This is a genomic window from Fluviicola taffensis DSM 16823 (genome assembly GCF_000194605.1).
Taxonomy (GTDB): domain Bacteria; phylum Bacteroidota; class Bacteroidia; order Flavobacteriales_D; family Crocinitomicaceae; genus Fluviicola; species Fluviicola taffensis.
In genome coordinates this window covers 556,365-572,431 of sequence record NC_015321.1, presented here as the reverse complement: position 1 = coordinate 572,431, position 16,067 = coordinate 556,365, and the positions used below count along the sequence as shown (strand labels likewise).

The following is a 16,067-nucleotide window of genomic DNA, read 5'->3' as shown; positions in this document are numbered from 1 at the left end:
TTAGTTTGACTAGCATGGTTAAGTGAATAGTTTAAATAAGACATATTGTTTGGTGCTTTGCGCTAACGATTGAGTCGGATTTTTCCCTGGAAGAAGTACAATCCAATGATCGACCTGATTGTGTTTTTGCTTTCCAACAATTTGAAAGCCCAAGCGCAGGTATTTTGTCAATAATCGTTCATCGGGCTCCGAACGCGCCATTAGGATCAGGTGATGCTTTGGGTAAAAATTTAAAACATGGATGTAATAGTTTATAAAGATTTTCTTCCGTGATTTTGAAAATAAGGAATGTTTTGAATGAGCAGATAAACGATCTAAGAGGACATATTTTTCATCAGAATCTAATGAAAGAGTCAAATAATCAGTGGTTTCATGTGCCTGAAGCTGTTTGTGAATAAGCGTTTGATTGGTGTAAGATCTACTTGAAAGTAAAGGCGTTTTTGTTTTTCGATCCCGAACAATGATAAAATCGAACGAATTATCGAGGTCTTCATCTGTGTAAAAGGATTCTGTAAGTGGCATGTTGACTTCCGAAAAAGCTGTTTTACGCAAACTTCGTTCTGCCACAACCAATGGATCATTCAACCGATTTTGAAGGTCTTGAATGGATTCAAAAGAGATCTTGCGAATAGAAATGTTCCAATGCATCCAAATCCGGCAAAAGAGATAACTAAGACCTAAAAGCGCTATGATTAAAATAATTACAAACATCATCAAATGAAATAAGGAATAGCTTCAATGACTTCGTTTTTGTCATTTGCACGAACTAAAGTTGGTCGGAATCGAGGTGCTTCTGCTTCGTCTACCATGCGATAACTCAATACATGAATGATATCGCCCTTTTTGAAATGATGCGAAGCTGCTCCGTTGAGGCTTACAAACCCATTCTGCTTACTGAGAACTACATAAGTACTTATTCGAGCTCCAGATGTTTTATTGTTGACAAATACTTGTTCGAATTCAGTCAGATTTGCCATTCGTATGAGTTCTATCGGAAGTGAGATGCTTCCAGGATAATCCAAAGAACTTTCACTGACTACGAGCTCTTGGATTTTACTTTTGAGTAGGTTTATCATAATCGCTAAGTTTGAGTCAAATATAGAACATGCGTTTTTGGTATCAGTTGCGATTTTCCGTACTTGTTGTTTTTGATTCGATAATTCCACATTCGCAACTTGAAATTTGTAATTTTTTTATAACTACGTTATAAGAGTCCACCTGAATTATTTTTTTCAATTCAGACACAACCATGTCGTTTTTTTTGCGGTAACTTTGTGCCTACGCTGAAGCTTCTGCCCAAGCGTTATCGACGAAAACAAGTATTAACAATTTTAAAACCGAAGCAATGTTCAAATTCAGTACAACATTAGGAGCGGATGCTGCTGGTTTGTCTGAATGGTGGATTCAAATTGCAAAAGAAAATGGGGCTGAGACTTAAATTTACAATCATTGCACTAACACTTTTCATTAGCCTGAAAAGCCAATCCCAACGTCCAATTACGGGTGTTTATTACTCGAGCTATGACAAACATCAATCAATCAGAATCGATACCTTGGAAACAGGTTTTGTTGAGAAATCATCCGATTTGTTTCTGACTTATCGCAATAAGCAATACAACTTAAAGTATAGCACAATATCGAACACGTACTTCTATGACAATGACAATCGCAACATTTTCAAATTAAAATTCATTGATGATTCGATTCCTCAAGTAAGCTTTACTGCTTTTCAAGAAGAGTTATCGGATGTTTTCTTTCACGAATCGGTCTTTTTGCCCATCGAAATCAGCGATGAACTTCCCAATTTCAATGTGTTAATCGAAGAGAGAGCGTTTAAATACCTTGCAGCAACAGGCGACGAGGTGTTTGTACTTCCAGTAAAGCACGATCCTTCCGTAATGGATTTTGTGGTCTATCGAAACAGAGGAAAAGAAGACGAGCAATTAAATCTTTTTCGAGCAAGTATTCATGGGGTGGAAAACGGTGTTAAGCACTTGACTTGTAGTGATTTTGGATCAAACGAGAAGTTGTTGTACATTTATTTATCCGAAGAAAGTGTCACCATTTCTACATCCACCGATCAATTCATTTTGAAAAACGGGAAGTATTTTTTCAAACGAAGAAAGTAAGTAAAGACTCAACAAAATATATTAACCTGTACCATTTTTGATCCTTACCAAAGCTATTATTTGCTTCCAATCGATAATAAAACAAATTGTTTTATCAATATCTATTTTGATTTATGCGAAATTGAGCGCAGAAAATTCGAAGTGAAACTAAAAAGTAAAGAGTGGTCTGAGGAAGAAATAGAAGGTTTGTATTCTCGTTTTGTAGATGGTTATAATCTTTTGAAAAACAAATACTTGAGGTCTGTTGATCATGGGAATAATAGGTCAGAGCTATCGAAGTGGAATACCTTGGTAATGAAGCATCTGAAGATCGATAACATGGCTTTGTTTGAAATTCAGTAGGACTAAAAGGAGGCAAAATAAACATCTAAAGATTGAGGACTCTATTTTTGTGTGATTTAGCTTGTTTTTCTTCTCCAAATTCGTAGTACTTTTACGAAAGAAAAATTGACATTTTGCGTTTGAAATTTTTATTTACAATCACCTTATTAATCACGATAGGTTCATTTTATTCAGCGGCTGGTGAATTAGATTCTTTATCTAAAAGCGTTCAGTTTTTAGTCAAAAGGATTCAAAGTAAGCATGTAAAACCGCGAGCAATTGATGAAGCATACGGCAATCAAGTTCATGATTATTTGATTTCATTTATTGATTCGGATAATGAGATTTTGCGAGTTGATGATCTGACGTACTTAAAAGGACTGAGTTCAAAAATTCCAGATAACATAAAGAATGGTAACCAATTCTATTTCAATGAATTTCAGCGATTAGTAAATCTTCGGTCCAAAGAAATAAGTGTGTTTCAGGAAAGGTTTCTAAGTACTCCAATCAATTTAAATAGCACGAAGCAGTTTGATTTCAACCAGCAACAAAAAATCACAGAATCAACCTACAAAACCTTTTGGGAAGCCAGTTTAAGTTATTCCATCTTGTCGGAAATGGTCGCCATGCATCCCAAAGATTCTAAATTGCTTTTAAAAGATTCGCTGGTTCAATTTGAGAAGAAAGCCAGATTGAAAATTCAAAACAGAACGACCAACTATTTGGAAAGCATACAGAATGCAGAACGCTTGAAAGAGCTTTATTTATTGGCGATTGCTATGAGTTTTGACCCACATTCTTCTTACTTCAGTCCAAGTCAAAAGAAAGGTTTTTTTGAGGAGCTTTCCGTTCAAAAAGAAAAATTCGGAATCAGTTATGGATTAGACGAAGAAAATAGGATCATATTAACAGATGTCTTGCCTGGAAGTTCCGCTTGGTTATCCAATGAATTGTTTACGGGTGACTTTATTTTGGGAATCAAGTTCGGATTGAAGAACTCCTCTTGGTTGGAAATCAAAAATGGCGTTTCTGGATTGAAGGAATTATCGGAAGCTTTTGAAAAATTTGATGGGAGAGAAATTTCAATTCGTATAAAGGATGAAAATGGAGATGAAATACAAGTTGATCTAGAAAAAGGAGTTGTTTATAATGACAACGATAATATCAAAAATGCATTAATGTTGGGGTCTCAAAAAATTGGTTATATCAGTCTCCCCGATTTTTACACGAATTATTCTGCCGATATGACCGAACAAGGTTGTGCAAATGATATGGCAAAATGCATCTTGAAACTCAAAAAAGATGGTATCCAAGGGTTGATTTTGGATTTACGTGGAAATGGAGGAGGTTCACTTTATGAGGCTATTTCGCTTTCGGGTATTTTTGTTGATTACGGACCAATTTTGGCAACTCAAGATAATTTGGGAGTTGTGAAAGTATTGAAAGACATTAATCGCGGATTCATTTACGACGGACCTTTGTTGGTTTTGATTGATGAAGGAAGTGCTTCAGCTTCGGAAATTGTTGCAGCAGTTTTACAAGATTATCAAAAAGCAATTATTGTGGGTGTCCCTAGTTTTGGAAAAGCAACGAGTCAGCAAGTTTGGCCTTTGGATCCCGTTGTTGGTGAAATTGGAGGTATTCAAGAAAATCCAAATTTCGGGTATGTAAGCATCACAGAAGGTGTTTTGTATCGTGTGAATGGACAATCGAATCAAGTAGTTGGTGTTAAGCCAGATATTGAAGTTGGAATGACTGCTTTTGATTCAACACAACACCGCGAACGGAATTATAAAAACGCATTGATTCCACCTCCCATTGAAAAGAAAATTAGTTTCGTGGCTTCCTCGAATCCACTTCCTGTTGCTGAACTTGTAGCATTCTCTGTGAAACAACGAGCAACTGGAATTTATGATTCCTATTACAAGACATTGGATACCATTTCGAGTAATTACAATCAATCCAAAGCAACGAAATTAGATTTGGCTTCTTTTTGGAATGAATCTCAGAAAAACAATCAATTAAGAACTCGGTTTAAATCCTTGAGTGTGGAACCAAAATGGCCATATACCGTTTCGTCTAACTCTTTCGATCAGATGGTATACGATAAAAATCCAATCTTGAAAATGTATTTCGAAGATTTTACAAAACATTTAAATTCAGATATTGAACTCTTTGAAGCTGTTGGAATAATGGATGAATGGCTACAAACAATCAACAAATAAATCAAACGATTATGAAAACTCAAATTCTAAAATTCACCTTACTAATTGCCTTTCTTGGATCGGCTAACTTGTATGCACAAACTGCTGTTGAGTATATGAATGTATTTACGACTGAATACAGCAAAATTCAACAAGATATGTGGGATTATACGAGTTCTGTTTCTCACGGTAAAAGTGCTCGAAAAGTAGAGAAAAGAAGAGCTGAATTGATTCAAACATCTAGTCAAGCTTTAGCTAAAGCGAAATCTGCGAAAGCATTTAATGGATCAACTCAATTTCGTGATTCTGTCATTGAATACCTTCGAATTAATAATATCGTATTGAAAGAAGATTACGCGAAAATTGTAGACATGGAAGCCGTTTCTGAAGAGTCTTATGACGCAATGGAAGCATATATGTTGGCGCGTGAACGTGCAAATGACAAATTGGTTCAAGCATCGGATATGGTTGGGAGAGAGCAAAAAGTATTCGCTGCTGCAAACAATATTAATTTGATTTCATCTGAAGATGCATTGGATAAGAAAATGACCATTGCTGGACAAGTTTACAATACATATAATGAGATTTACTTGATTTTCTTCAAAAGCTTTAAGCAAGAATTGTATCTAATGGATGCAATCAATCGAAAAGACATCAATGCAATCGAACAAAATAGAAACGCATTGATCTCAACAGCAAAAGAAGGTTTAGCAAAATTAGACGATGTAAAACCGTATGCAAATGATAAAAGCATGATTGAGGCAACTAAAAAATTGTTGAATTTTTATATCGATGAAGCTACGAATGAAACTCCCAAAATGGCTGATTATTTTATGGTCACTGAAAATTTTGACAAAGTGAAAAAAGCTTTTGATGAGATTCCCGAAAAGAAACGCACTCAGAAAGATGTGGATGGATACAATAAAGCTGTTAATGATATGAATGCAGGTGTGAATACGTACAATGCTACAAATCAAACATTGAATAAGAAACGTTCTGGGTTGATTGATAGCTGGAATAATACAGCAAGTAAATTTACAGATTCGCATGTCCCAAAAGGAAAGTAAGGGTTCAAATAGAGAAACTGAAAACCGATGCATCAATAGATGAATCGGTTTTTTTATACCTGGTGCTCGCCATTTAAAGGAATTCACTTAACTTGTGAGGAACTTAAAGCCATCAACTCATGAATAAATTAGCTTTTGCAGCATTTTTAATCTCATTTCTTGTTATTGCTTCTTGCAATCTCAATTCCTCAAAAACAGTGGAGGGAGTCAATACGAATATTCAATTGATTGACACATCGGGGACAACTATCGCCACTCGGTTTTTAGTTCCTGAAGGCTACGCACGCAAATCGCAGGATAGTTCGAGTTTCGGGTTCTTTTTGCGAAATCTTTCTTTGAAACGAGATGGTTCAGCAGTTCATTTGTATAATGGTGAATTGAAAGGAAATCAAAGCGCACACGTTGCGGTGATTGATATGTCTGTAGGAAAGCGAGATTTACAGCAATGCGCGGATGCAGTGATGCGATTGCGCGGAGAATATTTATTTCATTCCAACCGTTTTTCAGATATTCATTTTCGATTTGTGAGTGGATTTAACTGCGAATATAGTAAGTGGCGAGAAGGAAATCGAGTGGCTTTAAATGGAAATTCAGTCAGTTGGCAAAAATCAGCTTCTGCAGATAAGAGTTATGGTGGATTCTTGAAATATATGGAAACAGTTTTCAACTATGCAAGTACACTTTCTTTGGACAAAGAATTGCGCTCTGTGAAATTGGAAGATGTAGAAATTGGTGATGTGCTGATTCGAGGTGGATCTCCTGGACATGCTGTGATTGTGGTGGATATGATTGAAAATACGGATGGAGAAAAATTAGTGCTTTTGGCTCAAAGTTACATGCCTGCACAAGAAATTCAGGTTTTAATGAATCCAATGAACGCAACGCTTTCTCCCTGGTATAATTTGAAGGAACGAATGAAAATATATACAGCTGAATATACGTTTGAAGCTTTTCAATTGAAGCGGTTTTAGAATTTTCACTGTTGAATTAATTTGTTCTTCGTTAACTTTCGTACTAATACCGTATGTACGAGGTCATAATTTAGTATTCAAAAGCGTAGCTTTTTCTTATCTTTGCATTCCATGAGTTTCTTGAATAAGAGTATGATTAAGTATAAAACAGCCGAAGAAATTGAGATTATGCGCCAAGCTGCGCAAATTGTTAGTAGAACATTAGGTAAAATAGCAGAAATAATGCGCCCAGGAGTTACTCCATTAGAAATGGATAAACTGGCTGAAGCGTATATTCGTTCTCAAGATGCAATTCCAGCATTTCTAGGCTTATATGGTTGTCCGAGTACTTTGCTGATTTCGGTTAATGAGCAAGTAGTTCACGGTTTGCCGACAGAAAGACCTATTCAAGAAGGTGATATCGTTTCGGTAGATTGTGGAGCTATTTACAAAGGATATTACGGAGATCATGCCTATACTTTTGCTGTGGGGAAAATCTCTGATGCGAAAAGAAAATTATTGGACGTAACATTGGAATGTCTATATTTAGGTATCGAGCAAGCTCATGTTGGAAATAGAATCGATGATATTGGTTGGGCAATTCAAACACATGCTGAAAAACATGGTTATGGAGTTGTTCGTGAATTAGTTGGTCACGGTTTAGGTACAACATTACACGAGGATCCACAAGTTGCAAACTATGGAAAACGTGGAAGAGGAAAGAAAATCATGAATGGTTTGACGATTGCTATCGAACCAATGATCAATATGGGAACCGAGAAAGTCATTCAACTAGAAGATAATTGGACGATTGTAACTGCAGATGGACAGCCAAGTGCACATTTCGAACACGATATTGCCGTTGTTGACGGAAAACCGGTTATTCTATCCACATTTGATTACATCGAAGAAGCGTTAGCAAAGAAGAATGACTAGTGAGCGCATTGTTCTTTTAAGTATTCTGACCGCCTGTATTTATGCAACAACAATTTTTGCAGAAAGCGGTGTTTTTCTATTGCCATTTGGACTTTTCAAGCCCGCTTTGTTTCTCATTGCGTCAATTTTAGTGATTGTAAACAAGCGCTTTGGATGGCAAGAAATCATGTTGTTACTAGCAACTTTTTCACTCGCACTTTCTTCACATGTTCTTATCCAAATAGTTGTTCCTCATCACACATTGATGGTTAGAAAGGATGGCATAGAAACCTTTACTACATTTGCTTTATTAGCATTCACACTACTGTTTTTTGTATGGCAAGTATTAATTGCATGGAAAGATAGAACACAGTTTAGATGGCTTCAAATCATCAATGGTTTGGTGATGTTGGCTTGTTTGTGGATGAATTTGCATCTTTGGATCATCGTACCAACAATCATGTGGTTGTTGAGTGTTTTCCTAAGTCGAAATGAGAACTCATTACATAAATCATTTGCTGGGTTGTACGGTTTTTTCATCATTAGTTGTTGGGTTTCTGGAGTTTTTTTTGGAGCTGATGCAATCTTGCAGAACTTGTAACTTTTTAGTGGAAATGCATTATGAATTCATAACCGACTGAATATGCAATACCGTTTACTTCTTTTTTTCTTTCTTCCTTTTTTCTTTTTTGCTCAGAAAAATTCAGTGCGAATTGCAAATATTCTAAAGACAAAACCGCGTGAAACTGTAAAGCTCGAAGTAAAAAAGAGAAACAATCAGCTATTCCTCGAAACGAATTTCAATAACGGAAATTTTAAGAATCCAGGAGATTTAAATCAAGCAAAGGGGAAGACAATTCTAAAGATAGAGTTAGCTTATACGACTTATCACAAATCGGAAAATTTTGATCAACATGCTCTTAATAGAAAGCGTATGGAAACCTTGTTTCAAGTTGCTCCAAATTGTGCACAGGCAGCAGCTGTTGAATGGATTTTGTGGGCCCAAACAGGTTGTACATCACCTGAAATGGGAGCAGCGTTTTTTCATGGATTTATCATTACGTATCGCGATGAACAAGATTCTACTTTAACCAGTATTGAATCCGATTTTTTGAGAAAGGTTAAAGAAGGAGATTTGAAATCATATACCTACGATACGTATTTGAAAAAAGAGAAGGCAAAGGTTGAAGCTGCTGAAGAAAGAGAACCTGTTATTGTGCTTCCTAAATTTGCACAAGGTGAAAAAGCCCGGATCGACTATTTTTCAAAAGCGCTGAGTTATCCATCAGGGGCGAAAGCAGAATCAGTTCCTGTTCAGTTCTACATTGATAAAGAAGGCAAAGTAAGTAAGGTTGTTTTTCCAGAGCGAAGTTCAAATAAGATTTACAAAGACGAAATCAAGGATTTCATAGACAATATGCCTCCTTGGAAACCAGGAACCTTGGATGGAAAACCGACTGAATGCATGGTGCAATTTACGGTTGATTTCATGTCGAGAGGAAGTGTTGTTCCATCTCCTCTAGAAATTTATGCAACAGAAGTTCCACCTAAGTTAAAATCCAAATTACCCGAATTCAATTACCAAGCGTTGAAGCCAACTCCAACTTCCAATCAGGTTACTAAAGCATTGGATAAAATGGATTGGAAAAACACGGTGATGGTTTGTGATGTAACAGGAAGCATGGCTCCATATAGCGCAGAAGTTTTAGAGTTTTTAAAGTTGAAATTTACCTCAAAAACAGATCCGCCAGCGCATTATGTGTTTTTCAATGATGAATATGCGTGCGCTCCTCGGGTGAAAAGTAAAATGCCTGAAAAACCCAAAGTGGGTGTGTATGGATTTACAGTGAATACCATTGATTCACTCACCGAAGCTATGATTTCAGTAATGGAAAGGGGAGGAAGTAATTGCGATATGGAAGAAAATGACTTAGAAGCAATTCTGGTTACGACTCAAATGTATCCTGAATGCACTAAAATAGTCCTGATAGCAGACAATTATGCAACTCCAAAAGACATGAGCCTTCTACCGAAAGTAACAGTTCCAGTTCATGTGGTAGTCTGTGGAGGAATGATTCTCAATGAAGCGTATTTAACGATTGCTCATCGGACAAAAGGAACAGTAACTTTTCGTGGAAAACCGTATGACAATATTGCTGCTTGTGCCGAAAAAGGAACGATTCAAATAGAACGAATTACCTATCTGCTTTTAAACGGAGTTTTTGTAAGACAACATTAAACAAGGTTCAAAATAAAGTTCAAAGGGTTCAAAATTTTTAAAATAGTTTTTAATTGAACTATTGAACTATTGAACTATTGAACTATTGAACTATTGAACTATTGAACTATTGAACTATTGAACTATTGAACTATTGATCCCGATAGCTATCGGGAATTGAACTATTGAACTAAATTTTTCCACAATTAACAGCGTGAGATAAATCTTATTCCTATTTTCACCCAAAACCAATCGATACTGAAGCTATGGAATCTGATAAGGATAAAGTTGCCCGTTTAGAGGAATCATACCGGAAATTGTGGGCTGAACACGAAGATTTAAAGATTCGAATCAAAGAAAATTATGCGGAATTTAAGATTTTGCGTGATCAATTAGGGGTTGAAAAAACGGCAATTCAATCTGTTGTTACAAAAACGGCTCAACCAGAAAATGTATCTACACCAACAATTCCAATTTCACAAAATCCAATTCCAACTAAAAAAGAGAAAACCTCTTGGGAACAGTTTATTGGAGAGCAATTGTTGAGTAAAATCGGGATTGCAATTGTATTAATAGGTGTTGGAATTGGTGCGAAATATGCCATCGACCACAATTTGATTGGTCAAGGAGGTCGCGTTTTAGCTGGTTTTTCGATTGCAGCAATTTTGGGTGTTTTTGCATTCGTTTTTAGAGCAAAATACAAGTCGTTTAGTGCTGTTTTGGCGAGTGGAGCAATTGGAGTTGCTTATTTCATCACTTATGCGGCTTATAGTTTCTATCAATTGATACCATCGTCTGTTGCATTTGGAGGCTTGCTCGTATTGGTATTAATTGCTGTGTTTTTGGCAATGTATTACAACATGGCAATCATTGCTCATTTAGGGTTGGTTGGAGCATATATTTTGCCTCCATTGGTTTCTGATGGCTCTAAACACATTTCGTACTATTTGCTTTACATGCTCATCATCAATTTGGGAATGTTACTCATTTCAATTGTTCGAAAATGGCCAACCATTCAGTATCCAGTAATAGTATGGACAGCTTTTATTTTCCTCTTTTGGTTCAATACCGATTTTAACTTTCAGCTAGACTCGCTGATTGCAGCAAGTTACTTGGTAGCTTTCTTCACCTTGTTTGTTTTTGCGATTGTTGGAAGGAATCTCTGGAAGAAAGATGCTTTGGTCGATCACCAGGTCATTCAGTTGATACTTGTAGGGATTTGCTATTTTGGTGCTGTTGGATATGTAAATGACCATTCTCCAATTTGGCAGGCGATGCTGTTTCATGCCGTTGGAATTGGTGTTTATTTGGGAATCCGCGCCATTTTTGCAAAAGAAGAACGTTTCGATTTTAAACGTGTTTTTGGAGCCTTGTCGATTTTTGGTTTGGCAAATTGTTTGACTGTTTTTTGCGGAGATTACTCGTACATCTATGTCTTGATTAGTGGCGCGTTGATTTTATTTTGGCTCGCTGAAGAAATGAAAGGAAAACTGGAAGAAGTTATCGGTATTGTTTTGTTCTCATTGGCTTCGCTATTCATACTTATTGAAGTGACAATCAATTTATTGAAAACGGCAGAGCACGATTACTTTGGAGATGAATTAGTTTTCTCCATTGGATTCATCGTATTAGCCATTGGATTGACATTTATTTTACTTCGCAAGTTTCAACCAGAATACCATTCAAAATTGATTTGGAAAACAGCTGGGCTATTTGGTTTCGCTATTCTGATTTTCTTCGGGTATTATGCAATTTCAGCACATGTAAATTATGAAACAAGTTTAACAGTGAAAGAACTTAATTCTCAGAGTTCAGAGCAAAGTACGCTTCAGTATGTGAAATTTGAGACTTACAAGGACTTAATTCTGGTTTGGAAGTATGCTTGGCTTCCAATGAGTGTATTTGTAACCCTTGGATTTAGAAAATGGGTGCTTGGAAGAACCGATTCTTTATCTGGAACAGACCTTATTTTAGGAATTGTTTTCTTGGGATTATCATTGATTGGATTGTCATTTTCAGAAATGGAGATTCCAAATTTCTTGAAAGAACCTGAATATTGGAGTTCGTATAAATTGGCACACTATTGTTTATTGGGTGGTGTTATTGGTACCGCAATTCTTCAGCGGACACACCAAAAACAAGACGATTGGGTAAAAGCACTTTCACTCTTGCTTATTTTATGGGTACTTTCCTTGGAATTGGTTCAATGGTCGTTGGTTTCAGGATTTGGAGCTGGATACAAAATCTTGCTTTCTGTACTTTGGGTTGCATTTGCTATAGCAATGATTGTTATCGGAATCAAACAAAAACAAGCAATTATGCGAATCACAGCGATGGTTATTTTGGGAATTACGATGTTAAAAATGTTCTTTTACGATCTCAGTACCTTGAGTACAATTTACAAAACAATTGTCTTCATCGCAATTGGAGGGTTACTCTTGGTTGGAGCATATTTCTACCAGAGTTTGTCGAAGCAGGAAGAAGTACAAAATGAGAATGAGTAAAGGATATTAGTACTTGAAAGGGTATTTAGTCTTAAAGTCGTAATATCTGAACGTCCTAAAATCTAAAAACGCTTAAGAAGTTTTCCTTCTCGTAGCGAACCGGGTTTGTCTGCGTCATTTTCGCACTAACGTTTGTAATGGCTTAGTCTTCAAAAGCGATTGCTTTTTCTTATCTTTGCGCCATGGTAAAAATTCGTGATATTGAACTAGGTGAGTTTCCACTTCTTTTGGCTCCAATGGAAGATGTGAGTGATCCTCCTTTCCGCGCATTGTGTAAAAAACATGGCGCAGATTTGATGTACACGGAATTTATTTCTTCCGAAGGATTGATTCGAGATGCGATTAAGAGTCGTCAGAAACTAGATATTTTTGATTACGAAAAACCCATTGGGATTCAAATTTTTGGAGGAGACGAGGAAGCAATGGCCATGTCGGCGAAAATTGTAGATGCCACAGCTCCCGATTTATTAGACATCAACTTTGGTTGTCCAGTAAAGAAAGTGGTTTCTAAAGGTGCAGGAGCAGGCGTTTTGAAAGATGTGGATTTGATGGTTCGTTTAACACAGGCTTGTATTAAATCTACATCACTTCCCGTAACAGTGAAGACTCGTTTAGGTTGGGATGATTCAATGATTAATATCATGGAAGTTGCGGAAAGATTGCAAGATATTGGTGTTGAAGCCTTGTCTATTCATGGGCGTACACGTTCTCAAATGTACAAAGGCGAAGCCGATTGGAGTTATATCGCAGCAGTGAAAAACAATCCGCGTATTAAGATTCCAATTTTTGGCAATGGAGATATTGATTCTCCGGAGAAAGCAGTTGAATATAAAAATCGCTATGGAGTGGATGGAATCATGGTTGGGCGAGCAAGTATCGGTTATCCATGGATTTTCAATGAAATCAAGCACTTTATGGCTACAGGCGAGCATTTAGCAGTTCCAGGAGTAAAAGAGCGAGTAGAAGCAGCGCGCGATCATTTGATGATGAGTGTGAAGTGGAAAGGCGAACGTTTGGGAGTTGTTGAAATGAAACGCCATTACACGAATTATTTCAAAGGAATTGCACATTTCAAAGAGTACAGAACCAAATTGGTAACTTCTTTTGACTTGCAAGAAATCTTGGATATGCTTTCTTACATCGAAGAGAATTCGGAAGAGTTTGTTTTTTCGAATCCAGTTTAGGTTTCAAGATTATCCAATTTTGTTGCAAGTTCGCGATATTGCGAACAGCCCTTTATTTACCAGGGATTGAAGATCTTGAAATGCGCTTTTTTTGATTAATTTGTAGCCGTTTTCTTGTAGGTATATTTCACTAACACATGTTCAAATGGGGCATAGCGAGTTCCAGCAGTAAAAGTCAGTTTTTTAGCACTGTTTTCAGCTTTAATCTTGGATGGTGTTGATTTAATTGTTGATTGTTCTCCAATGATTTTTGTCGCAGTTACTTTTCCTTCTCGATTAACCGCTAATTCAACAACGATTACTCCTTCTATTGCGTTTGTGAATACAAAACTTGCATCTTTCGTTAATAATTTGCGGTCCGAATCAATGAGTGTTCCAGAAAGAACCTGAGAATCTGCGTTTGAGTAACTAAAAAATGTTAGTGCAAGTAGAAATAATTTTTTCATTGTCCAAGTTTACGAAATTTCTGCCCAATTTGGTTTGTCTTGCAACCTTTTTATTGCTTCTAATCTCAAAAAAGAATGCTCTGGTTTATCCAATCGTGGGTCTTCAGTTAAAAGCTCTCGTGCTTTTTCTCGTGCTAGAGCAACAAGCGGACCATCTTTTGCTAAGTCTGCAATTTTAAGATCTAAAGTGCCACTTTGCTGTGTTCCCATTATATCCCCAGGACCCCTCAATTCCAAATCGACTTCTGAAATTTCAAATCCGTCATTGGTTCGAACCATTGTATGGATGCGTTTTTTCGTATCAGCTGAAAGTTTGCTTCCAGTCATTAACAAACAATACGATTGTTCGGCGCCTCTTCCAACACGTCCTCTTAACTGATGTAATTGCGACAATCCGAATCGTTCGGAGCTTTCAATAACCATCACAGATGCATTGGGAACATTTACCCCCACTTCAATGACCGTTGTAGCAACCATGATTTGGGTTTTGCCTTCTACGAATTGTTGCATTTCGTAATCTTTCACTTCAGGTTTCATTTTTCCGTGAACGATACTCACCCGATAATCGGGCAATGGAAAAGCACGACTAATTGCTTCGTAACCATCCATTAAATTGTTGTAATCCAATGTTTCAGATTCCTGAATGAGTGGATAGACGATGTAAATTTGTCTTCCAAGTGCAATTTCTTTACGAATAAATCCAAAAACAAGTGAACGATCCTTTTCAAAATGATGTTTTGTTGTAATGGGTTTTCTTCCTGGAGGAAGTTCGTCAATAACCGAAACATCGAGGTCTCCATAATACGTCATGGCTAATGTTCGTGGAATCGGTGTTGCCGTCATCACTAAAATATGAGGAGGTGACGTATTCTTTTTCCAAAGTCTGGAGCGTTGTTCTACCCCAAAACGATGCTGTTCATCAATAACAACGATTCCCAAGTTTTTGAACTGAACAATGTCTTCCAACAAAGCATGGGTTCCGATCAGAATATTGATTTCTCCATTGAGAAGTTTTTCATGAATTTCTCTGCGTTTGGCTTTTTTCGTTGAACCCGTAAGGATCTCAATTGTAACTGAAGTTCCTTCTAAAAGTTCTTGAAGACCGACGTAATGCTGATTTGCCAAAATTTCTGTTGGAGCCATCAAAGCACCTTGTAAATCCGAACCAATTCCCATGAGAATTGTTAGCAGAGCCACAACTGTTTTTCCACTTCCAACATCTCCTTGCAACAAGCGATTCATTTGAAAGCCAGAACCAATATCTCTTCGGATTTCCTTGAGAACCTTTTTTTGTGCATTCGTAAGGGGGAATGGTAAGTTATTTTCGTAAAAGTCGTGGAATATTTGCCCCACATCAGAAACAACTTGTCCACTGCTTTTTTGCATGTTGATGGATTTGCGCAAAAGCAACTCAATTTGTAAGTTGAGCAATTCTTCGAATTTGAAACGAGTACGCGCTTTTTGAGCCAAGGTAACATCGGCAGGCATGTGAATAGCACGAATAGCAACCGGAAAGGTGGATAATTTCAACTCTTGAATGAACTTCACAGGAATTGTTTCTTCGAAATACACTTTTGATGCTAAATCGAGTAAATGTTCAATTAATTTTTGAATTCCTTTGGAATGCAATCCAAAAGCATTTAGTTTTTCAGTTGATGAATAAACGGGTTGCCATCCCAAATCGTCTTCACTTCCCGTTGCCGGATTTAGTTCTGGGTGCGAGATATTCCAAGTATTAACGTATGGTTTTGCCTTTCCAAAAACAATATAAGTGGTATTGAGTTTTAAATTAGGTAAAATGTATTTATAACCCTGAAACCAAACCAAATCAATGATTCCTGTTCCATCTTGAAATTTGACATTCAATCGTTTCTGACGACCCGTTCCAGTTTCTGAAACAGAAATAATTTCTCCTTTCAGTTGAACATACCCATCAATGAATGGAATGTCTTTAATTGCATGAAATTTCGACCGGTCGATGTAGCGGAAAGGGAAGTGATAGAGTAAGTCATAATAGGTCGCGATTCCAATTTCATCTCTCAGTACTTTGGCTCTTTGCGGACCAACTCCTTTTAAGAATTCGATGTGAGTTTGCAACCATTGATTCATCTTGCGAAGTTAAGAAAATC

14 protein-coding genes are annotated in these 16,067 nt (G+C 36.9%); 10 read left to right on the top strand and 4 right to left on the bottom strand.

What is annotated here, in order from left to right:
* Positions 1–18: 18 nt before the first annotated feature.
* Together FLUTA_RS02505 and FLUTA_RS02500 are read right to left on the bottom strand one after the other, a co-directional pair.
* The gene (locus FLUTA_RS02505; protein ID WP_013685278.1) at positions 19–714 is read right to left on the bottom strand and encodes a hypothetical protein; all 696 of its coding nucleotides are present in this window, start codon (positions 712–714) and stop codon (positions 19–21) included.
* Positions 714–1,076 carry an aspartate 1-decarboxylase gene (locus FLUTA_RS02500; protein WP_013685277.1) on the bottom strand — a complete coding sequence of 121 codons (363 nt, stop codon included), beginning with the start codon at positions 1,074–1,076 and terminating at the stop codon, positions 714–716. The genes FLUTA_RS02505 and FLUTA_RS02500 overlap by 1 nt, the downstream gene beginning before the upstream one ends.
* Before the next feature lie 345 nt (positions 1,077–1,421).
* On the opposite strand from FLUTA_RS02500, the gene FLUTA_RS02495 reads away from it, so the two are divergent.
* The 10 genes from FLUTA_RS02495 to dusB all read left to right on the top strand — a co-directional run bounded on the left by FLUTA_RS02495 (position 1,422) and on the right by dusB (position 13,492).
* Positions 1,422–2,129, top strand: coding sequence for a hypothetical protein (locus FLUTA_RS02495; RefSeq protein WP_013685274.1), 708 nt, complete (start codon positions 1,422–1,424; stop codon positions 2,127–2,129).
* 141 nt (positions 2,130–2,270) lie between these two features.
* The gene (locus FLUTA_RS02490; RefSeq protein WP_148235380.1) at positions 2,271–2,471 is read left to right on the top strand and encodes a hypothetical protein; all 201 of its coding nucleotides are present in this window, start codon (positions 2,271–2,273) and stop codon (positions 2,469–2,471) included.
* A gap of 113 nt (positions 2,472–2,584) precedes the next feature.
* Positions 2,585–4,675 (top strand): S41 family peptidase, encoded by a 2,091-nt coding sequence (locus FLUTA_RS02485; RefSeq protein WP_013685273.1) that lies wholly within the window; start codon positions 2,585–2,587, stop codon positions 4,673–4,675.
* Between the two features lie 11 nt (positions 4,676–4,686).
* Positions 4,687–5,721, top strand: coding sequence for an LIC11966 family surface protein (locus FLUTA_RS02480; protein ID WP_043024035.1), 1,035 nt, complete (start codon positions 4,687–4,689; stop codon positions 5,719–5,721).
* 119 nt (positions 5,722–5,840) lie between these two features.
* Positions 5,841–6,692, top strand: a complete 852-nt coding sequence (locus tag FLUTA_RS02475; RefSeq protein WP_013685271.1) for a DUF4846 domain-containing protein — start codon at positions 5,841–5,843, stop codon at positions 6,690–6,692.
* Between the two features lie 132 nt (positions 6,693–6,824).
* Positions 6,825–7,607 carry a type I methionyl aminopeptidase gene (gene map / locus FLUTA_RS02470; RefSeq protein WP_013685270.1) on the top strand — a complete coding sequence of 261 codons (783 nt, stop codon included), beginning with the start codon at positions 6,825–6,827 and terminating at the stop codon, positions 7,605–7,607.
* Positions 7,600–8,187, top strand: a complete 588-nt coding sequence (locus tag FLUTA_RS02465) for a hypothetical protein (RefSeq protein ID WP_013685269.1) — start codon at positions 7,600–7,602, stop codon at positions 8,185–8,187. The genes map and FLUTA_RS02465 overlap by 8 nt, the downstream gene beginning before the upstream one ends.
* Before the next feature lie 42 nt (positions 8,188–8,229).
* The gene (locus FLUTA_RS20480) at positions 8,230–9,825 is read left to right on the top strand and encodes an energy transducer TonB (protein WP_013685268.1); all 1,596 of its coding nucleotides are present in this window, start codon (positions 8,230–8,232) and stop codon (positions 9,823–9,825) included.
* 245 nt (positions 9,826–10,070) lie between these two features.
* Positions 10,071–12,308 (top strand): DUF2339 domain-containing protein, encoded by a 2,238-nt coding sequence (locus FLUTA_RS02455; protein ID WP_013685267.1) that lies wholly within the window; start codon positions 10,071–10,073, stop codon positions 12,306–12,308.
* Positions 12,309–12,490: 182 nt separating this feature from the next.
* On the top strand, positions 12,491–13,492 hold the full coding sequence (dusB, locus tag FLUTA_RS02450; RefSeq protein WP_013685266.1) for a tRNA dihydrouridine synthase DusB: 1,002 nt from the start codon (positions 12,491–12,493) through the stop codon (positions 13,490–13,492).
* 95 nt (positions 13,493–13,587) lie between these two features.
* On the opposite strand, the gene FLUTA_RS02445 is transcribed toward dusB, so the two are convergent.
* Positions 13,588–13,938, bottom strand: a complete 351-nt coding sequence (locus tag FLUTA_RS02445) for an energy transducer TonB (protein ID WP_013685265.1) — start codon at positions 13,936–13,938, stop codon at positions 13,588–13,590.
* 9 nt (positions 13,939–13,947) lie between these two features.
* Positions 13,948–16,047: an ATP-dependent DNA helicase RecG gene (gene recG / locus FLUTA_RS02440; RefSeq protein WP_013685264.1), complete on the bottom strand. Its 2,100-nt coding sequence runs from the start codon at positions 16,045–16,047 to the stop codon at positions 13,948–13,950.
* Between the last annotated feature and the right edge of the window lie 20 nt (positions 16,048–16,067).